The sequence below is a fragment of the Pseudomonas sp. ABa2 genome (assembly GCF_056676075.1).
In genome coordinates this window covers 3,745,278-3,763,735 of sequence record NZ_CM155239.1, presented here as the reverse complement: position 1 = coordinate 3,763,735, position 18,458 = coordinate 3,745,278, and the positions used below count along the sequence as shown (strand labels likewise).

Annotated in this window: 16 protein-coding genes, 2 tRNA genes and 1 pseudogene; 11 read left to right on the top strand and 8 right to left on the bottom strand. The window is 61.1% G+C overall.

Annotation, left to right across the window (positions count from 1 at the left end):
* Positions 1 to 113: 113 nt before the first annotated feature.
* From edd to AC1G9C_RS18280, 4 genes are all read left to right on the top strand, one after another.
* Positions 114 to 1,937 carry a phosphogluconate dehydratase gene (gene edd / locus AC1G9C_RS18295; RefSeq protein WP_480408420.1) on the top strand — a complete coding sequence of 608 codons (1,824 nt, stop codon included), beginning with the start codon at positions 114 to 116 and terminating at the stop codon, positions 1,935 to 1,937.
* Complete coding sequence (locus AC1G9C_RS18290; RefSeq protein ID WP_480408419.1) at positions 1,934 to 2,890, top strand: glucokinase; 957 nt, start codon at positions 1,934 to 1,936, stop codon at positions 2,888 to 2,890. The genes edd and AC1G9C_RS18290 overlap by 4 nt, the downstream gene beginning before the upstream one ends.
* Before the next feature lie 128 nt (positions 2,891 to 3,018).
* Entirely contained in the window at positions 3,019 to 3,744 is a 726-nt protein-coding gene (locus AC1G9C_RS18285) for a response regulator (RefSeq protein ID WP_021443528.1), read from the top strand.
* Between the two features lie 19 nt (positions 3,745 to 3,763).
* On the top strand, positions 3,764 to 5,173 hold the full coding sequence (locus AC1G9C_RS18280) for an ATP-binding protein (RefSeq protein ID WP_218567624.1): 1,410 nt from the start codon (positions 3,764 to 3,766) through the stop codon (positions 5,171 to 5,173).
* 54 nt (positions 5,174 to 5,227) lie between these two features.
* On the opposite strand, the gene rdgC is transcribed toward AC1G9C_RS18280, so the two are convergent.
* Positions 5,228 to 6,148, bottom strand: a complete 921-nt coding sequence (gene rdgC / locus AC1G9C_RS18275; protein ID WP_480408418.1) for a recombination-associated protein RdgC — start codon at positions 6,146 to 6,148, stop codon at positions 5,228 to 5,230.
* A gap of 285 nt (positions 6,149 to 6,433) precedes the next feature.
* Between rdgC and AC1G9C_RS18270 the strand changes: the two genes are divergently transcribed.
* The 4 genes from AC1G9C_RS18270 (at position 6,434) to AC1G9C_RS18255 (ending at position 8,286) form a co-directional block, all read left to right on the top strand.
* Positions 6,434 to 6,509, top strand: a tRNA-Val gene (locus AC1G9C_RS18270).
* 15 nt (positions 6,510 to 6,524) lie between these two features.
* A tRNA-Asp gene (locus tag AC1G9C_RS18265) sits at positions 6,525 to 6,601 on the top strand.
* Positions 6,602 to 6,788: 187 nt separating this feature from the next.
* Positions 6,789 to 7,496 carry a BamJ family beta-barrel-assembly machinery protein gene (bamJ, locus tag AC1G9C_RS18260; RefSeq protein WP_021443525.1) on the top strand — a complete coding sequence of 236 codons (708 nt, stop codon included), beginning with the start codon at positions 6,789 to 6,791 and terminating at the stop codon, positions 7,494 to 7,496.
* A 346-nt stretch (positions 7,497 to 7,842) separates the two neighbouring features.
* Positions 7,843 to 8,286, top strand: a complete 444-nt coding sequence (locus AC1G9C_RS18255) for a YkvA family protein (protein ID WP_480408417.1) — start codon at positions 7,843 to 7,845, stop codon at positions 8,284 to 8,286.
* On the opposite strand, the gene AC1G9C_RS18250 is transcribed toward AC1G9C_RS18255, so the two are convergent.
* On the bottom strand, positions 8,237 to 9,007 hold the full coding sequence (locus AC1G9C_RS18250; RefSeq protein ID WP_480408416.1) for a substrate-binding periplasmic protein: 771 nt from the start codon (positions 9,005 to 9,007) through the stop codon (positions 8,237 to 8,239). The genes AC1G9C_RS18255 and AC1G9C_RS18250 overlap by 50 nt on opposite strands.
* Positions 9,008 to 9,142: 135 nt before the next feature.
* On the opposite strand from AC1G9C_RS18250, the gene AC1G9C_RS18245 reads away from it, so the two are divergent.
* The 3 genes from AC1G9C_RS18245 to AC1G9C_RS18235 are packed head-to-tail and all read left to right on the top strand — an operon-like array spanning position 9,143 to position 10,303.
* Positions 9,143 to 9,466 carry a helix-turn-helix domain-containing protein gene (locus tag AC1G9C_RS18245; RefSeq protein ID WP_480408415.1) on the top strand — a complete coding sequence of 108 codons (324 nt, stop codon included), beginning with the start codon at positions 9,143 to 9,145 and terminating at the stop codon, positions 9,464 to 9,466.
* Complete coding sequence (locus AC1G9C_RS18240; protein ID WP_122107526.1) at positions 9,463 to 9,828, top strand: hypothetical protein; 366 nt, start codon at positions 9,463 to 9,465, stop codon at positions 9,826 to 9,828. Before AC1G9C_RS18245 ends, AC1G9C_RS18240 begins: the two co-directional genes overlap by 4 nt.
* Positions 9,821 to 10,303, top strand: a complete 483-nt coding sequence (locus tag AC1G9C_RS18235) for an SEL1-like repeat protein (protein ID WP_480408414.1) — start codon at positions 9,821 to 9,823, stop codon at positions 10,301 to 10,303. Before AC1G9C_RS18240 ends, AC1G9C_RS18235 begins: the two co-directional genes overlap by 8 nt.
* Here AC1G9C_RS18235 and AC1G9C_RS18230 read toward each other — a convergent pair.
* From AC1G9C_RS18230 to AC1G9C_RS18205, 6 genes and pseudogenes are all read right to left on the bottom strand, one after another.
* Positions 10,292 to 10,723 (bottom strand): annotated as a pseudogene (locus tag AC1G9C_RS18230) (diguanylate cyclase domain-containing protein); the annotation flags it as partial. The gene AC1G9C_RS18235 and the pseudogene AC1G9C_RS18230 overlap by 12 nt on opposite strands.
* A 97-nt stretch (positions 10,724 to 10,820) precedes the next feature.
* Complete coding sequence (locus AC1G9C_RS18225) at positions 10,821 to 12,785, bottom strand: AAA family ATPase (RefSeq protein ID WP_480408413.1); 1,965 nt, start codon at positions 12,783 to 12,785, stop codon at positions 10,821 to 10,823.
* A complete protein-coding gene (locus tag AC1G9C_RS18220; RefSeq protein WP_480408412.1) occupies positions 12,773 to 13,297 on the bottom strand; it encodes a hypothetical protein in 525 nt (174 codons plus the stop codon). The genes AC1G9C_RS18225 and AC1G9C_RS18220 overlap by 13 nt, the downstream gene beginning before the upstream one ends.
* Positions 13,294 to 14,538, bottom strand: a complete 1,245-nt coding sequence (locus AC1G9C_RS18215) for a hypothetical protein (protein WP_480408411.1) — start codon at positions 14,536 to 14,538, stop codon at positions 13,294 to 13,296. Before AC1G9C_RS18215 ends, AC1G9C_RS18220 begins: the two co-directional genes overlap by 4 nt.
* Before the next feature lie 102 nt (positions 14,539 to 14,640).
* Complete coding sequence (locus tag AC1G9C_RS18210; protein ID WP_480408410.1) at positions 14,641 to 16,152, bottom strand: EAL domain-containing protein; 1,512 nt, start codon at positions 16,150 to 16,152, stop codon at positions 14,641 to 14,643.
* Positions 16,153 to 16,341: 189 nt separating this feature from the next.
* Positions 16,342 to 18,423 carry a carboxy terminal-processing peptidase gene (locus AC1G9C_RS18205; protein WP_480408409.1) on the bottom strand — a complete coding sequence of 694 codons (2,082 nt, stop codon included), beginning with the start codon at positions 18,421 to 18,423 and terminating at the stop codon, positions 16,342 to 16,344.
* Between the last annotated feature and the right edge of the window lie 35 nt (positions 18,424 to 18,458).

Genomic DNA, 18,458 nt, shown 5'->3' with positions numbered 1-18,458 from the left:
TTTTGTTGTTGGAATTACAAGATTATTCGCATGAGACTAGAAATCAAGCCTTTTGAATGGCAGTATTTTGTTAAAACTACAAACAGACGCTAGCTGCTAGCCTGGAGACCCCCATGCATCCCCGCGTTGTTGAAGTCACCGACCGCCTGATCGAGCGCAGCCGCGCCACCCGCCAGCGTTACCTGGCGATGATCCGCGCGGCTGCCAGCGAAGGGCCGCAGCGCGGCAAGCTGCAGTGCGCCAATTTCGCCCATGGCGTGGCCGGTTGCAGCGGCCACGACAAGCAGACCCTGCGCCTGATGGACGCGGCCAACGTGGCCATAGTTTCTGCTTACAACGACATGCTTTCGGCGCACCAGCCCTACGAGCAGTTCCCCGAGCAGATCAAGCAGGCCCTGCGCGAGCTCGGCTCGGTGGGCCAGTTCGCCGGCGGCGTGCCGGCCATGTGCGACGGCGTCACCCAGGGCGAGCCGGGCATGGAGCTGGGCATCGCCAGCCGCGAGGTGATCGCCATGTCCACCGCCGTGGCCCTGTCGCACAACATGTTCGACGCCGCGCTCTACCTGGGCGTGTGCGACAAGATCGTCCCCGGCCTGCTGATGGGGGCGCTGCGCTTCGGCCACCTGCCGTCGCTGTTCGTGCCGGCCGGTCCCATGACTTCGGGCCTGTCCAACAAGGAAAAGGCCGACGTGCGCCAGCGCTACGCCGAGGGCAAGGCCAGCCGCGACGAGCTGCTGGCGGCGGAGATGGCCGCCTACCACGGCCCGGGCACCTGCACCTTCTACGGCACCGCCAACACCAACCAGCTGCTGATGGAGGTGATGGGCCTGCACCTGCCGGGCGCCTCCTTCATCAACCCCGGCACGCCGCTGCGCGAGGCGCTGACCCGCGAGGCGGCGCGCCAGGTCACCCGCCTGACCAAGCAGAGCGGCCAGTTCATGCCGATCGGCGAGATCGTCGACGAGCGCTGCCTGGTCAACTCCATCGTCGCCCTGCACGCCACCGGCGGTTCGACCAACCATACCTTGCATATGCCGGCCATCGCCCGCGCCGCCGGCATCCTGCTGACCTGGCAGGACATGGCCGAGCTCTCCGAGGTGGTGCCGACCCTGGCCCACGTCTATCCCAACGGCAAGGCCGACATCAACCACTTCCAGGCCGCCGGCGGCATGGCCCTGCTGATTCGCGAGCTGCTCGCGGCCGGCCTGCTGCACGAGGAGGTCAACACCGTGGCCGGCCGCGGCCTGTCGCACTACACCCGCGAGCCCTTCCTCGAAGACGGCCAGCTGGTCTGGCGCGACGGCCCCACCGAGAGCCTGGAAGAGAGCGTGCTGCGCCCGGTGGCGCGGCCGTTCTCGCCGGAGGGCGGCCTGCGCCTGATGCAGGGCAACCTCGGTCGCGGGGTGATGAAGGTCTCCGCGGTGGCGCCCGAGCACCAACTGGTGGAGGCGCCGGCGCTGGTGTTCGAAGACCAGCTGGAGCTGGTCGAGGCGTTCAAGGCCGGCAAGCTGGAGCGCGATTTCGTCGCCGTGGTGCGCTTCCAGGGCCCGCGCTGCAACGGCATGCCCGAGCTGCACAAGATGACCCCCTATCTGGGCGTGCTGCAGGACCGCGGCTTCAAGGTGGCGCTGGTCACCGACGGGCGCATGTCCGGCGCCTCGGGCAAGATCCCGGCGGCCATCCATGTCTGCCCCGAGGCCTTCGACGGCGGCCCTCTGGCGCGGGTGCGCGACGGCGACATCATTCGCCTGGACGGCCACAGCGGCGAGCTGCTGCTGAAGGTCGACGAGGCCGAGTGGTCGGCGCGCGAAAGCGCCACGCCGCCGGCGCCGGCGATGGGTTGCGGGCGCGAGCTGTTCGCCTTTATGCGGCATAACTTCAGCAGCGCCGAGCAGGGCGCTAGCGCCTTCACCGCCAGCCTGGAGTCGCTGACGTGAAGCTGGCGCTGGTAGGCGATATCGGTGGCACCAACGCGCGCTTCGCCCTGTGGCGCGACGAGCAACTGGTCGAGGTACGGGTGCTGGCCACCGCCGACCATCCGACCCCCGAGGCGGCGATCCGCACCTATCTGCAGGGCCTGGAGCTGCCACTCGGCGCGGTGGATTCGGTGTGCCTGGCCTGCGCCGGGCCGGTCAGCGGCGACGAGTTCCGCTTCACCAACAATCACTGGCGCCTCAGCCGCAGCGCGTTCTGCCGCGACTTGCAGGCGCGCGAGCTGCTGCTGATCAACGACTTCTCCGCCATGGCCCTGGGCATGACCCGCCTGCGCGAGGACGAGCGTCGGCCGATCTGCCCCGGCCAGGCGCAGGCCGGGCGCCCCTGCGTGGTGATCGGCCCCGGCACCGGCCTCGGCGTCGGTACCCTGCTGGCCACGGCCGGCGGCGGCTGGCAGGCGCTGCCGGGGGAGGGTGGGCACGTCGACCTGCCCATCGCCACGCCGCGCGAGGCCGAGCTGTGGCAGCTGCTGTATCGCCAGCTCGGCCATGTGCGCGCCGAGGACGTGCTCAGCGGCGGCGGCCTGCTGCTGCTGTACCGGGCGCTATGCCAGCTGGACGGCGCCGAGCCGCGCCTGGCCTCGCCGGCCGAGGTGACGGCGGCGGCGCTGGCCGGCGATGCGCTGGCCGGCGCGGTGATCGAGCAGTTCAGCGTCTGGCTTGGCCGCGCCGCCGGCAACCTGGTGCTCAGCCTCGGCGCGCGCGGCGGGGTCTATGTGGTCGGCGGCGTGGTGCCGCGTTTCGCCGAGCTGTTTCTGGCCAGCGGCTTCGCCGCGGCACTGCGCGACAAGGGCTGCATGAGCCATTACTTCGACGGCATCCCGGCCTGGCTGGTGACCGCCGAATACCCCGGCCTGATGGGCGCCGGCGTGGCGCTGCAGCAGGCAGCGGGGTAGGGTGTGCGGGGCCGCCTAGGCCATGCTTACCAAGATTCGTGCAGAACAACCAAAGTGGCGAGATGAGCCAGTCCCGTAGCCCGGATTTCATCCGCGCTATAGAGGCATAACAAGAAAGGTGGCGGACCATGAGCCAGCCCGGAAAATCCATTCTCCTGGTCGATGACGACGCGGAGATTCGCGACCTGCTACAGACCTACCTGAGCCGCGCCGGCTTCGCCGTGCGCGCCGCCTGCGACGGCGCCGGCTTTCGCCAGGCGCTGTGCGCCGAGCCGGCCGACCTGGTGATTCTCGACGTGATGCTGCCCGACGAGGACGGCTTCAGCCTGTGCCGCTGGGTGCGCGAACACCAGCGCTTCGCCCTGGTGCCGATCATCATGCTCACCGCCAGCTCCGACGAGGCCGACCGGGTGATCGGCCTGGAGCTGGGCGCCGATGACTACCTGGGCAAGCCGTTCAGTCCGCGCGAGCTGCAGGCGCGGATCAAGGCGCTGCTGCGTCGCGCGCAGTTCAGCCAGGTGGCGGGCGGCGAGGTGCTGGCCTTCGACCAGTGGCGGCTGGACATGGTCAGCCACCGCCTGTTCCATGCCGATGGCGAGGAGGTGATCCTCTCTGGCGCCGACTTCGCCCTGCTCAAGCTGTTTCTCGATCACCCGCAGCAGATCCTCGATCGCGACACCATCGGCAACGCCACCCGCGGCCGCGAGGTGATGCCGCTCGAGCGCATCGTCGACATGGCGGTCAGCCGTCTGCGCCAGCGCCTGCGCGACACCGACAAGCCGCCGCGGCTGATCCGCACCGTGCGCGGCAGCGGCTACCTGCTGGCGGCCCAGGTGACGGCGCAGCATGGCTAGCTGGCGGCGCTGGTTGCCGGTGCCGCGCTCGCTGCTCGGGCGCATGCTGCTGCTGACCCTGCTGGTGGTGCTGCTGGCGCAGGCGCTGTCCAGTTTCATCTGGGTCTCGCAGCTGCGCGCCAGCCAGATGGAGGGCCTGCTCACCAGCGCGCGCAGCCTGGCGCAGTCGATGGCTGCCAGCGTCAGCTACTTCCGCTCGCTGCCGATCGGCTACCGGCCGCTGGTGCTCGACCAGTTGCGCAACATGGGCGGCACGCGCTTCTTCGTCTCGCTCAACGACAAGCCGCTGCAGATGCAGGTGCTGCCGCCGACGCCGCGCAAGCGCGCGGTACTCGAGGCGGTCGAGGCCACCCTGCGCGAGCGTCTGGGCAGCGGCCTGGACATCTCCCTGCAGTTCGTCAGCCCGGAGGACCTGCGTATCTTCAACAGCGGCCTGAAACTCGACGAGCTGCCGCGTTCCTGGGCGCACTACGCGCTGAGCCTGGAGCCGCTCAATCCGCCGGTACTGGTGACGCAGATCCGGATCGCCGAGGGCGAATGGCTGTACCTGGCGTCCTTGCTGCCCGAGCCCTATGTCGGCCTGGAGCAGCAGGGCCTGCCGGCGCAGCAGCTGTGGTTCATCATCCTCACCAGCAGTTTTTTGCTGCTGTTCATCGGCATCCTGGTGCACTGGCAGAGCCGTCCGCTCAAACGCCTGGCGCGGGCGGCGCGGGAAATGTCGCTGGGCAGCGAGGTCGAGCCGCTGGCCGAGGCCGGCGGCAGCGAGGTGGTGGAGGTCAGCCGCGCCTTCAACGCCATGCGCGAGCGCATCGGCCGTTACCTCAACGAGCGCAGCCAGCTGTTCAGCGCCATCTCCCACGATTTGCGCACGCCGATCACCCGCCTGCGCCTGCGCGTCGAGCTGCTCGACGACGAGGTGCTGCAGGCCAAGTTCGGCCGCGACCTGGACGAGCTGGAGATGCTGGTCAAGGGCGCGCTGCAGTGCGTCAAGGACACCGACATCCACGAGAACATCGAGCCGGTCGACCTCAATCACCTGCTGCACGGGGTGGTCGAGCCCTACCTGGGTAACGGTCGGGTCACGCTCGCCGGCAGTGCGCTGGCGCCCTATCCGGGCAAGCCGCTGGCGCTCAAGCGCTGCATCGGCAACCTGGTGGACAACGCACTGAAATACGGCGAGCGCGCCCACCTGCAGATCGAGGACGACGGCCAGGCCTTCGTCCTGCACGTCGACGACGAAGGCCCGGGGGTGCCGGAACAGCGCCTGGAGCAGGTGTTCGAGCCGCATTTCCGCCTGGCCGGGCAGCAGCAGGGCTACGGCCTGGGCCTGGGCATCGCGCGCAATATCGCCCACAGCCACGGCGGCGAGCTGAGCCTGCGCAACCTGCGCGAGGGCGGCCTGCGGGTGACCCTGAGTTTGCCCAGGTAGGGTGCGCCCCGCGATCCGCCCTGTGGGAGCAGCTTCAGCCGCAGACGCCGCGGCTCAGATCCCCTGGGGAATCTCTTCGCCGCCGAGGGCGCTGAACAGCTCGGGGAGGAACTCCACCAGGGTCATCATCATCAGGGTGAAGCTGGCGTCCTGCTGCGCCAGGGCGTCTTCGCCGCCATCCTGTTCGGCCTGCTCCTGGAGAATGTCCTCGAAGCGCAGGCGCTTGATCACCAGCTTGTCGTCGAGCACGAACGACAGCTTGTCCTGCCAGGCCAGCGACAGCTGGGTGACCTGCTTGCCGGTGGACAGGTGCAGCTGGATCTCCTCGCTGGTCAGGTCCTGGCGCTTGCAGCGCACCACGCCGCCGTCCTCGTGGGTGTCGCGCAGCTCGCACTCGTCGAGCACATAGAAGCCCTCGGCGGCCTTCTGCGTCTTCAGCCAGTCGGTGAGGGTGGCGGTCGGCGCGATCTTCACCGACAGCGGGCGCACCGGCAGGGAACCGATGGCCTCACGCAGGGTGGAGAGCAGGTCTTCGGCCTTCTTGGCGCTGGCGCTGTCGACCAGGATCAGGCCCTGCTTCGGCGCGATGGCGGCGAAGGTGCCGGACTTGCGGATAAAGGCGCGCGGCAGGAAGGCCTGGACGATCTCGTCTTTCAACTGATCGCGCTCCTTCTTGTACACCTTGCGCATCTGGCTGTTCTCGATCTCGTCGACCTTCTCCTTCAGCGCGTCGCGCACCACCGAACCGGGCAGGATGCGTTCTTCCTTGCGCGTGCCGATCAGCAGGAAGTCGCCGCTGACATGCACCAGCGGCGCATCGGCGCCCTTGCCGAAGGGCGCGCTGAAGCCGTAGGTGGTCAGCTCCTGGCTGGCGCAGGGACGCGCCGGCTTGCTCGCCAGCGCGGTTTCCAGCGCGTCGGCATCGAAGGGGATGTCCTGGGTGAGGCGATAGACCAGCAGGTTACGAAACCACATGAGCGGGTGACTCTCCATTGGCGTGATGGTCGCGGGGCGGCGCTCGGGCTGCAGGTGGCGCGCCGCGACGGGAAGGGGGGCGGGTGGTCGCGAGATCGCGGCCTGGCCGCCAGCGCAAAGCGCGCATTATTCTCCCCTCGCGGGCTCAGGCCAACCCTGGCATCGGGCCAGCGGGAAAATTCCCGGGTCTCGCCTAAGTTCTTGCTGGAGCGATAGAATTTTTTTGCATCGGGGCTTGCCAAGGTGCAGATCGCTCTCTAGAATGCGCCCCACTTCGAGAGTGAAGGGTGATTAGCTCAGCCGGGAGAGCATCTGCCTTACAAGCAGAGGGTCGGCGGTTCGATCCCGTCATCACCCACCAATCTCGCAGTTACGCGCAGCGGTAGTTCAGTCGGTTAGAATACCGGCCTGTCACGCCGGGGGTCGCGGGTTCGAGTCCCGTCCGCTGCGCCATTCTTCTCCTCGCTCCATCCCCTCCTGTGACGCCTCTTCGGCATTCGCCGAAAACCTCAGAAAATTCCTTTGTTTGCTTGAACTTATGCGCATCGCTCGGCTCCTATGCCGTAGCCAGTGATCGCGGCGGACTGCTAAGCTCGCGCTTTCACACGACGGCCTTTGGGCGCATCTACAAGGAACAAGCATGAAACAGCATCGTTTGGCGGCGGCGGTAGCCCTGGTGGGCCTGGTGCTCGCCGGTTGCGATTCGCAAACCAGCGAAGTCGAACTCAAGACCCCGGCGCAGAAAGCCTCCTACGGCATCGGCCTGAACATGGGCCGCAGCCTGTCCGAGGAAGGCATGGACGATCTGGACTCCAACGCCGTCGCCCAGGGCATCGAGGATGCGCTGGCGAAGAAAGAGCCGCGCATCAAGGACGAGGACATGATCGAGGCCTTCTCCTTCCTGCAGACCCGTGCCGAAGAGCGCATGGCGGCACTGAACAAGGAAGCGGCCGAAGCCGGCAAGAAGTTCCTCGAGGAAAATGGCAAGCGCGAAGGCGTGGTCACCACCGAATCCGGTCTGCAGTACGAAGTGGTGAAGAAGACCGACGGTGCCCAGCCCAAGGCAACCGACGTGGTGACCGTGCACTACGAAGGCAAGCTGACCGACGGCAGCGTATTCGACAGCTCGGTCGCGCGCGGCAGCCCCATCGACCTGCCGGTGGGCGGGGTGATTCCGGGTTGGGTCGAAGGCCTGCAGCTGATGCACGTCGGCGAGAAGTACAAGCTGTACATCCCCAGCGAACTGGCTTACGGCGAGCAGAGCCCGTCGCCGGCGATCCCGGCCAACTCGGTGCTGGTGTTCGATCTGGAGCTGATCGGCATCAAGGAACAGGCTGCCGCGGAGTAACACCCGGCAGTTCGACGCAGCGCCCCGTCTCGACGGGGCGTTGCCGTTTCTGACGGTCGAGAAATCGACCTGTGGGGCTTGTGTTCGGTCGCAGGTGTTACGCTTATGCACATTATGGGAAGCATTCCCAACAAGGGTTCGTTACACTCCAGGGCTCGCTAAGTCAATTTTCAAGTGATTGATTTTATTGAATTTTGTGGGCTGGGCAAAAAATGCCCGATCTGTCCGCAGGCCGCATGCCACGGGGCTTTGATAAGCTTGTCGAACGCCTGTTAACAGGTTTATCCACAGCTTCGGTGGATAAGCCGAGCAAGCCCAGGCGGCGCCTGGGTTACGAGGAGGACCGATGAAAACTCCGTGGAAACTGGCGCGTTACCTGCCCATGGCGGCGCGTTTCCTGCGCGAGGGACGCCTGCCGGAACTGCTCCGCGCCCTGGGCGACAAGCGCACGCCGCAGGGTGCCCGCTTCGCCGGGCTGCGCGAGGATCTGCGGCTGTTGCGCGCGCTGTGCCTGGCCTGGCTGAAGGGCGATTACCGGCAGATCAGCAGCCAGGCGCTGCTGATGGTGGTGGCCGCCTTGCTGTATTTCCTCTCCCCGCTGGATGCCATACCCGATTGGCTGGTGGGGCTGGGTTTCATCGACGATCTGGCCGTGCTGGCCTGGGTGCTGCGTACCTGGCGCGGCGAGCTGGACTCCTTCAAGGCCTGGCGGGCAGCGCAGACGCCCGAGCAGCTGGCGCTTATCGAGCGCTTGCCGCCTGCGCCGCCGGCGAGTCCGCAGCGCTCCTGAGCGCCTCCTCCAGCCATTGCTCAATCCGGCCCTGGTCGCGCAGCTCCACCAGCAGCGCGTCCAGGCGTTTGGCCGCCACCGGCAGGTGCGGCCCGTAGGCGCAGTGCACCTGATAGCGCTGTACCACCCAGGGACTGAAATCCAGGCGCAGTTGCGGGTGCTGGGCGAGCTTGTAGGCCAGGTTGCGGCGCATGTCGATCACCGCATCCAGGCGCTGCTTGTCGAGCATCTGCAGGCTGGTATCGAGGTCGCGCACGTCCTGACGCAGGATGCGCTGGTCGGTGAAGGCTGCCATCAGTGGTGCGCTGTAGACGTAGCCGAGGCTGGTGCCGAGCACCTTGCCATGTAGGCTTTGCAGGCTGGTCAAGGGCGCCGTGTCGCGGTGCTGCAACAGCACGTCTTCCTCCTCGTAAAGCGGCGGCGACCAGTGCAGGCGCTGCGGCTCACCGACCCACTCGGGGTTCGCGTTGCAGATCAGGTGCAGGCGGCCCTGCTGCAGGTAGGTTTCCAGGCGGTTGTTCGGCGTTTCGATGAATTCCACCGGCAGATCCAGGCGCAGCGCCAGTTCCAGGCCGAGGCGGTGGGCCAGGCCACGCTGCAGGCGCTGCTGCTCCACGCCCACATAGGGCATGGCGTCGGCCGGGCCATAACCCCAGCGCAGGCTGTCGGCAGCGCAGGGCAGCGCCAGCAGGCCGCAAAGCAATGCGTAGAGTCTGCGCAAAAGAAACTCCCCCGCCCAGTGGGCTCTAATGCCAAAGCAGTATAGATCACGCCCCTGGCGGCGGCCGCCTGTTAAGATGGCCGCTCGCAAGGAAGGCGCCGAGGTCGTCGGTGCTGCTTTCCAACGGAGAGAGTCATGACAGTGCAAATCATTGCCCGCGACGGCGAGCCGGAGTACGCCGTGCTGCCCTGGGCCGACTATCAGGCGCTGCTGCAGGCGGCCGGGCGTCAGGGCGAGGCCGAGCCGGTTCAGGCGGTCGCGCCGAGCCAGGGGGCGCGGCCGGCGCTGGCGCAGTTGCAGGCCCTGCGCGAGGCCAAGGGCCTGAGCGCCGAGGCGCTGGCGCGCAGCGTGGGCATCAGCCCGCATTACCTGGCCATGATCGAGCGCGGCGAGCGTCAGCCCGACGCCGCCATCCTGCGCGCGCTGGCCTGGGCGCTGGAGCTGGAGGGCTGGTCTTGAGCGTACGCATCAGCCGCCAGCACTGGCAGGCCCTGCTCGACGAACTGGACGACGCCCGCCGTCAGCGCCACCTGCTGACCTACCGGGCGCTGATCGAGCGTCTGGAGCTGCCCACGCCGGCCATGCAGACCCTCACCGCCGCGCTGGAGCATCTGGCCGCGCTGGATGCCCGCGCCGAGCGCCCGCTGCGCAGCGCCCTGGTGATCAGCCAGGGCGCCAGTCGCCTGCCGCGTACCGGTTTCTTCGACTGCGTCACCCGCCTGGGGCGCTTCAGCGGCGCCCCCGACGGCGTCGCCGCGGCTTCCTGGCATGCCGCCGAAGTGGTGCGGGTGTTCGAGTTCGATTATCCCGCGGATGTCTAGGCTGCTCTGGCGGTTGCGTGCAGGCCTGGGCTACTGGCTGGCCCGGCGCCTGTTCCACTGGCCCTGGCTGCTGCGCCAGCCGCGGGCCTGGCAGTGGCTGCAGGGGCAGTACGCGCGCCAGGCCAAGCTGGGCGACGTGCCGGCGCAGAGTTTCTACGGGCATATCCTGCTGTTTCGCGGTCAGGGCCTCGGCGCGCGCGAGGAGGGGCTACGCCTGCTGCGCCTGGCGGCCGAAGGCGGCGACGGCAAGGCCGCTTACCAGTTGGGCGTGCAGGCGCTGCAGGGCGATGCCCGCCTGGCTCCGGACGGCCAGGCCGCGGCCCACTGGTGGGAGCTGGCGGTCGCCGCCGGCCATCCGCTGGCTGCCGCTCGTCTGCACCGTCTGTACCGCGACGGCGCGCCCGGTTTGGCGGCCGATCCCGAGCTGGCCGAGCGCTATGCGGCGCCCGACGAGGCGAGCGAGTCAGGCCGATAGCCGCTCGAGGATATGCAGGCTGTAGCCGGGCACCGCCTTGGCCTGGCGTTTGGCCTCCGAGGCCAGTTCGGCCAGCTGCGCGGCGTCCAGGTTCGGGCAATCCTCGGCCTGCAGGCATACCACGCCGATGGAGAGCGACAGCAGGGCGAATTCCTGGCGTTGGCCCTGGCGATTGTGCGCGCTGAAGCAGCCGGCCTGCAGGTGTTCTTCGCGGTAGAAGCGCCGGCACTGGCTCTGGAAATCCTCGAACAGGCGGCCAAGCCTGTCGCGCCAGTCGGCCGAGCCGAGCACCAGGAGGAAGTCGTCGCCGCCGATGTGGCCGACGAAGTCGCGCGCCGGGTCGACCCGCTCGCTCAGGCACTGCGCCAGGCACAGCAGCACCTCGTCGCCCCTGGCGTAGCCGTAGAGGTCGGTCAGCGGCTCAATTCGAGAAATTTCATTCCCTGCGGCACTAGCAAATTTCTACAAGACATTGAGGGGCGCAATTTGTGAAAGTTGTAGCCCTTTACTGTGCTTTTTATTTTTTGAGTAATAAGCGATTCTGCTTATCTGGAAGATATATTTCCCTGTGGTCTTTAAAGCTGTCAGGATATTTTTTAAGGCCGGTAGTGAGGATGACTTGGTAAGATTTTCCATAGCTACCAAGCTCGCCGATTTTTTCAAGGCAACGTTTAAGTTTGTCTAGTTCAATCCCTGATGTTTCTGGAGTGTCGATAAGCAAGAATCTAGGGAAAGGTACGTCTTCTTGTGATAGGGATAAGTTCATGAGGGCGAGGTAATACATAAGCCGCCTTGATACGGCTGAGCTGGCCTCTCTATATTCACCACTACCAACTATTGGGAGATAGTCATCTAAACTTATGCGAGCAGTATTGCAGTCAGGTAGGGAATCGGTCATTAACTTGTTGTATATGGAGCTGAGCTTTCCTACCTTACCTTGAATATCTATTTTTGCTTGTTTTTCTAATGCATCTGTTTGTAGTTTTAAACTTTCATGTTCGCTTCTCTTTTGCTCATAGTCGTTTGCTAGGCGAACATTTTTGCTTTCTGCTTCAATTTGTTGGCGTATTTTTTCTATATCTTGACGAGTGTTGAGGATTTCATCGTCAATATCGTTGATTGTGTCTAGGTCTACTGGGGTGTCTAGATTATCAACCCGCATTTCTATTTTTCGAATTAGCTCTGGTATCTCTGTTTCCAGTCTGTGAATATTATCCTGAATGTTCTTGATGTCTTGATTGCAATCAGTTATCGCTATTTCAATGGTTTGGGTTGTCTTGATTTTTGCTTTATAGATTTCTTTGTATTCTTTTGATGTGTAGAAGAAGCGTTGATATTGTTCCTCCTGTATCTCTGAGCCGCAAACACAATGACCTGTTGCTCGCTCAACCTTTCCTAAGCAGTAAGGGCATGTGTCTGCTGAGAATAAATTAAGTTGATCATGCGAGTGAATGATTTTTACGATTTGAGAGATTTCTCTTAAGGTGTTCTCTTTAACAATGTTTAGTTGTTGCTTTTCACCTAGGGTTGAGATCAGGTCTTGATTCAGTTTGCTTAAATCAAGCTGCTTCTCTGTGATTTGGTTTTTGATGTCTATCAGTGCATGGTCTACTACTGTTCCTTTGATTTCTCTATTGCTTTTGAATTTATTCCTGGCGTTGTGCAGGCGCTCTAATTGCTTTTCTTTTTCTTGCAGTGAAGCCTGAAGAAAGGAAATGTTTAGTGGCTCTGAGCTTCCTGACAACTCTTCAATTATTCTTGAATATTCCTTCAAAAGACCTGCTGCGATATTTTTGTCTTTCTCTAGTGCTTTTGACTTGGAAAGGGATTCGTAGTACTCCGAAAATGTTTTCCCGACTAAAAGCTCAAATATTGCTTTTCTCAGAAGCTCTGAGTCATTCATGAAATTGCTTTGGGTATCTATCTTTTTGTACACCCCTTTAGGGTCGGGCTGCTGGTCATGATAGATAAGCCGCATAAGGTCGGTGAAATTGATTTTAAAATTTCTATAACCTTGGTATAGCTCTACAACGGTTATTCCAAGCTTCGAGAGAATCCAGTCGGAAAATATGTACTCAACTTCAGGGGAGCGAAAGACCTGAAATATGGAGGTGGGTTCATCGTTGTTGTGTATTAATATTTTTGATTTGGTGCTGATGTTGCTGGCTTCTAGGATGGACGATATAGTTATATCGTTGTCATCTATATGGCGAGTTAATTTATAGCTTTCATTGTTTATTTTTATGTAAAGTTCGACGCGATTATCTTTGTCTTCTGTGATTTGTTTGTGCTGCTCTTGCTTCTCTTTGCGGCTGAACTCGCTAACTCGCCCGCCAAGTCCGTAATAAATCAAGTTGCAGAAGGTGCTCTTTCCCGTTCCGTTGTCACCTTCTATAAGGATGAGGTTTTCATCAAATAGGGGGGATTCGAAATGGTAGTTTGTTCCCTCATAAACTACCTTCTGAATTCTTAAACTTCCCATATTTTTATACCTCGGTCCCTGTATACCTTGCTAAGGAATGTATCAAGAGTAATGGTTGTGCTTCTCTGAATTGCCTTCTTAAATTTCTCGCAATTTTTGTACTCGTTCTTGAATACTTCCTTGGATAGAAAATTTGGGGGCAGTTTTTCTTTGTTTAGAGTTATGTTGATCAGTGATTCCGTGTCACCCTTGTGGAGAGATACATATCCCTTCTTTTCAAGTGTGAATAAAATTTTTAATGTTTCGCTTCTTTTCGCAAGGCCATTTGTATAGCTGTGGAAGATAAAGTCTCTGTCGCCTTTGCGTGGTTTCTCTGTGGTCGAGGATTCTAATATTAGGATGCTTCTATTGTTGGTTATTAATTCTATAATGAACGGAATTTTTCTGTAGTCTTTAAAGACTCGTGCCTTGGTGCAGTTAAGGCAGTCAAGGATAATTATTGTTGCATATGTGAGTAGGTAGAAGTCATCAGATGATATGAACATTAAGTTCTTTTTTGCTGCCTCGTTCATTCGGATTTCTCCTCGTCGAAGCATATGAAGCAAGAATCTATTAGATTGACTACTATGCCGTTGATAGTTTCTTTGTTTGATACGGTGTATGTGTAGTCTTTTTTCAATTCTTCAATCGTGTCTGCTGCTTTTTGTTGTAATGATTTTATTGTGGCGTCGATTGAGGTTTGATTAACGGTTTCGCTGAATTTGTTGTTGTCAAAAAAATAGTCTTCACAGGCCTCAAAAACTCTGTATTTCAATGACAGAAAGCTCTTGTTGCTTGCTTCCTCTTCTGTTTTTGAGCTACAGGCTTTTCTTGCAAGGGTAGCAATTTTTGATTTTGGGTATTCTGGGCAGCTATCCAGTATTTTTTCTTCTAAATTGCGTTTGTCGGTGATTTTGATTGATAGCTCTTGAAGTTCTTTCCATATGGGGTCAAGTAGTTGTTCACTGACTTCGGATTCTGCCATTTTGAAAATTAGTTCTACCTCGGCAGAGTTTATAAACCTCTCTGCGAAGTCTTTGAAGTGTTGTTTCTCATCAATCTTGTCAAGAATTTTGGCGAGAATTAGCTGCTCTTTTCCACTCATGCTGAGTTGATAATATTTGCAGCTCTTTATCAGTTTCTCTGCACTGTCTTGGAGTTCTGACTCGTCTTCTTGCCCAGATAGCCAGTTTATTTTCTTAAGAAAAGCTTTGAAGTCTTCTAGAGAAATTTCTTCGAGAGTTTTGAGGTGGCCATTGCCGGGAAGTTTTTCATATTGCTTTTTGTATTCAGCAAGCAGGATGCTTTTTACAATACTGGCTATGTTGTCGGGGATGTCAGAGGAATTTTGAAGGATTTCAAGAATCGGCTTATCTGGAAGCTCTATTGTTGTTCCGTCTGCAAGTTCTTTCTTTTTTTCTTTTCCGAAATTCGTCGTAGTGTAAAAGCTAAATGTGAATACTGTGGATTGGCTTTTATGCCACTTGCCTATATAGATGTCAAAAAAGCTTACGAGGGTATTTAGTACGGCTTCTGAGTGTATGGTGAGGTTGCTATCAGAGCTGTAATTCTTATCTTCTTCAATTATCTGCTCTGTGCTTAGATTTATGGTTTTTATTATTGTTACATCTTCTTCTGCTTCAATGGCTGCGTAGTAGAAATTTACATGCGACAAGTCATTTGCTGCTTTCAGCAGAAGTATTGCTGTTCGGAGCTTTTGTAGCCGGAAGCCTTTTGTTTTGTCAGCAGCATCCCGGTTTATTATCTGCGTCATATCGACGTGTAATCCGTTACTTAGGTTTTTCGGATATTTCTATAACCGAACCTTAACTGAAAGCTGACCATGCTGTCGATATGCCGCTATGCCTTGCCTGGCTTACACCTTCCCGGTTGGGGGCAGGGGGTAGCACTGAAGGGTAAGGTCAATTCTTGCTCGTGCAGATTTAGCTGAATCTCCATACGGAGCCAACTCTGCTCTGTTAGCACCTCCGCAGCTTTTGCATACCCATACAGTAGAATCGAGTCCTTTCATGCCACAGCGAAACCCATCCAAGTCGTTGAAGGGCTTGAAGCTGTCGATGTCGACGTAGCAGATCGCCGCCGTGCGCCCCTGTTGCAGCAGGCGGGTCAGGCACTGCTGGATCGGCACGTTGCCCGGCAGCAGGGTCAGCGGGTTGGCGTGGCGCGCCTGCTGCAGCTTCTGTTCGGTGATCAGCTTGAGCACGTCGATCACCCGGCCCAGGCCGAGGTAGCGGCCGTTCTGGGTGATGATGAAGTCTTCCTCGATGCGCTGGCGCGCGCGGCTGGTGAGCAGGCGGCTGACCTTCTGCAGCGATTGCGCCAGTTCCACGGCGAGAAAGTCCTGGCTCATCAGCCGGCTGATCGGCTTGCGCGCGAACAGGTCGGTGGCGAAGGGCTTGAGCAGCGCTTCGGAGAGCGAATGGCGATGGACGATGCCGACCGGTTGGCGCTGCTCGTCGAGCACTGCCAGGGAGTTGAGGTTGGCCTGGGTGCGGAAGGCTTCCAGCACCTCGGCGATGGCGGTGTGCTGGTCTACCGCCGGCTGTTCGTTCAGCAGTGCGCCGAGGTCGCGACCTTCGTCGCCCAGGCCGACCTGGCCGCCCTGCAGGCGCGGCAGCAGCTGGCGGGCATCGCGCGGCGGCTTTTCCTGCGGGCGGCTGAGCAGGTAGCCCTGCACCAGGTCGACGCCCATCTCGGCCAGCACGGCCAGTTCCTCGGCCAGTTCGATGCCTTCGGCGATCACCTGGGCGCGCGAGGCTTCGGCCATTTTCAGGATGGAGCCGACGAACTCGCGCTTGACCGTGTCCAGGTGGATGCCGTCGATGAAATGGCGGTCGATCTTCACGTAGTCCGGGCGCAGTTCCGACCACAGGCGCAGGCTGGAGTAGCCGGCGCCGAGGTCGTCGAGGGCGATGGAAAAGCCCATGGCGCGGTAGTGGTGCAGGGCGTTGTCGAGCAGGGCGAAGTCTTCGGTGGGCGACTGTTCGGTGAGTTCGATCACCACCTGGCTCGGCGGAATGCCGAACGCCTGCAGCAGCTGCAGGGTGCGCCCCGGCTGGTGACTGGGATCGAGCAGGGATTCCGGCGAAACGTTGAGAAACAGCTTGCCCTCCAGGCTCTGGGCGCTGAAGCGCTGGCAGGCGCTCTTGCGGCAGGCCATCTCCAGCTCGCTCAGGCGGCCGGCGTGGCGGGCCACGGCGAACAGCGTCAGCGGCGAGTGCAGCGGGCTGTTGGAGGGGCCGCGGGTCAGCGCCTCGTAGCCTAGGATGCGCTGCTCGGACAGCGAGACGATGGGCTGGAACAGGCTGTTGAGGTCGCCGTGAGCGAGGATGATCCCCAGTGCGCTCAACTGCTCGGTGACGGTCATGGTGGTCTCGATCTGGCGAAAAAACGAAAGGGTCGGCTTTTGGCCGACCCTCGCATTTCACGACAGTTCGGTGACGTTATGATGACGTCCGACGATTTGTCTCAGAACCTGTTTACGATCTGCTGCGCTTCGGCCCTGCTGCGTTAAAAACAGGCTCGGATGCTCATTTACAGCTCGTAAAGCAGGTTCTCAGTGCAGCGCCAGGGATGGATTCAGCCCCAGGTAGTCGAGCAGGATGCGCCCCGACTCGGCCAGGTAGGCGTCGTCTTCCGGGGTGCTCTTGTCGTCTTCCGGCGGCAGGGCGTCCTCGTCTTCCTTCTGCAGTTCCTTTAGCAGCTCCTCGCCCTTGGCCTGGCGGCGGTTGTTCTCCAGCTTCAGCTGCTTGGCCTCGACTTCGGCCTGGCGCGCGCGACGGGTGTGTTCGTTGAGGCTGACGCGGGTCTCGGCCATCAGCTGCTTGGCCAGGGTCAGGCGGTCGCGGGTAAAGACGAAGTCCGGGTCGTTGGCGGTGCGCCGGTCATGCCGGGTGGTCAGCTCGGCGAGGAAGGGCTTGATCGGATCCAGCTCGGGTTTGATCGCCGGGCGGATGCTGTCCCACGGTAGGGCGGCGGGCAGGGCGCTCTCGCCGATGTCCTTGGTGTCCATCACGTCCGGGTAGAGGATGTCGGGGATCACCCCCTGGTGCTGGGTGCTCTGCCCGGAGACGCGGTAGAACTTGGCCAGGGTCAGCTTCAGCTCGCCGTGGTTGAGCGGCTGGATGGTCTGCACCGTACCCTTGCCGAAGGTCTGGCCACCGAGGATCAGCGCGCGGTGGTAGTCCTGCATGGCGCCGGCGAAGATTTCCGAGGCCGAGGCGGACAGGCGGTTGACCAGCACGGCCAGCGGGCCGGTGTAGTAGGTGCCAGTGTTCTCGTCGGCGAGTACATCGACGCGGCCGTCGGCGTTGCGTACCAGCACGGTGGGGCCCTGTTCGATGAACAGGCCGGTCAGTTCGGTGGCTTCCTGCAGCGAGCCGCCGCCGTTGTTGCGCAGGTCGATGACCACGCCGTCGACCTTCTCCGCCTTCAGCTCGCTGAGCAGGCGTTTGACGTCGCGGGTGGTGCTCTTGTAGTTCGGGTCGCCGGCGCGGAAGGCCTTGAAGTCCAGGTAGAAGGCCGGAATCTCGATGACCCCGAGCTTGTAGTTGCGCCCCTCGTGGGTCAGTTCGAGGACCTTCTTCTTCGCCGCCTGCTCCTCGAGCTTGACCGCCTCGCGAGTGATGGTGACCACCTTGCTGGTCTGGTCGCTGGGCGCGTTGCTCGCCGGGATCACCTCCAGGCGCACGGTGGAGCCCTTCGGCCCGCGGATCAGCTTGACCACTTCGTCCAGGCGCCAGCCGATCACGTCGACCATCTCGCCGTTGCCCTGAGCCACGCCAACGATCTTGTCCGCCGGGGCGATCTGCTTGCTCTTCTCCGCCGGGCCGGCCGGTACCAGGCGCACCACCTTGACGTGCTCGTTGTCGCTCTGCAGCACCGCGCCGATGCCCTCCAGCGACAGGCTCATGTTGATGTCGAAGTTTTCCGCGTTGTCCGGCGACAGGTAGGTGGTGTGCGGGTCGTAGGTGGTGGCGAAGGCATTGATATAGGCCTGGAACACGTCCTCGCCGCGGGTCTGCTTGAGCCGCGCCAACTGGTTGTTGTAGCGCTTGGTCAGCAGTTCCTGGATGTCCTTGGTGTCCTTGCCGGCGATCTTGAGGCGCAGCACCTCGTCCTTGACCCGCTTGCGCCACAGCTCGTCGAGCTCGGCGCGGTTCGCCGCCCAGGGCGCCTTCTCGCGGTCCACTTCGAGGCTCTCGTCGACGCCGAAGTCGATCTTGTCGACGCCCTTGGCCAGCTCGGCCAGGGCGAATTCCAGGCGCTCCTGCAGGCGCACCAGGTGGCGGCGGTAGATGACGAAGCCGGGTTCGAGGTCGCCGCTTTTCAGCAGGTCGTCGAACTTGTTGCGCCACTGGTTGAACTCGGCGATATCGGCGGCGGTGAAGTAGCTGCGCGCCGGGTCGAGCAACTTGAGGTAGTTGTCGTAGATCTGCAGCGAACGCTCGTCGTTCAGCGGCGGCTTGTTGTAGTGATGGCGCCTGAGCAGTTCCACCACGTTGAGGCTGGCAATCACCTGCTCGCGATCCGGCTGCAGGTAGTCCCAGTCGGCGGCACTGGTGGTCTTGGCCGCCAACGGCAGGGCACTGAAGCCGAGAACGAGGGCGAGGGCGGTGCTTGCGAGAGAGCGCTTCATGCTGATTCGACGTAGTGGCAGGTGATAACGCATAT

Coding starts and splice junctions, on each gene's coding strand:
- rdgC (WP_480408418.1), bottom strand. CDS start 6,148: ATGTGGTTTCGTAACCTGCTGGTCTATCGCCTCACCCAGGACATCCCC.
- bamJ (WP_021443525.1), top strand. CDS start 6,789: ATGAAACAGCATCGTTTGGCGGCGGCGGTAGCCCTGGTGGGCCTGGTG.
- AC1G9C_RS18205 (WP_480408409.1), bottom strand. CDS start 18,423: ATGAAGCGCTCTCTCGCAAGCACCGCCCTCGCCCTCGTTCTCGGCTTC.
- AC1G9C_RS18285 (WP_021443528.1), top strand. CDS start 3,019: ATGAGCCAGCCCGGAAAATCCATTCTCCTGGTCGATGACGACGCGGAG.
- AC1G9C_RS18215 (WP_480408411.1), bottom strand. CDS start 14,538: ATGACGCAGATAATAAACCGGGATGCTGCTGACAAAACAAAAGGCTTC.
- AC1G9C_RS18235 (WP_480408414.1), top strand. CDS start 9,821: ATGTCTAGGCTGCTCTGGCGGTTGCGTGCAGGCCTGGGCTACTGGCTG.
- AC1G9C_RS18225 (WP_480408413.1), bottom strand. CDS start 12,785: ATGGGAAGTTTAAGAATTCAGAAGGTAGTTTATGAGGGAACAAACTAC.
- AC1G9C_RS18255 (WP_480408417.1), top strand. CDS start 7,843: ATGAAAACTCCGTGGAAACTGGCGCGTTACCTGCCCATGGCGGCGCGT.
- edd (WP_480408420.1), top strand. CDS start 114: ATGCATCCCCGCGTTGTTGAAGTCACCGACCGCCTGATCGAGCGCAGC.
- AC1G9C_RS18220 (WP_480408412.1), bottom strand. CDS start 13,297: ATGAACGAGGCAGCAAAAAAGAACTTAATGTTCATATCATCTGATGAC.
- AC1G9C_RS18245 (WP_480408415.1), top strand. CDS start 9,143: ATGACAGTGCAAATCATTGCCCGCGACGGCGAGCCGGAGTACGCCGTG.
- AC1G9C_RS18210 (WP_480408410.1), bottom strand. CDS start 16,152: ATGACCGTCACCGAGCAGTTGAGCGCACTGGGGATCATCCTCGCTCAC.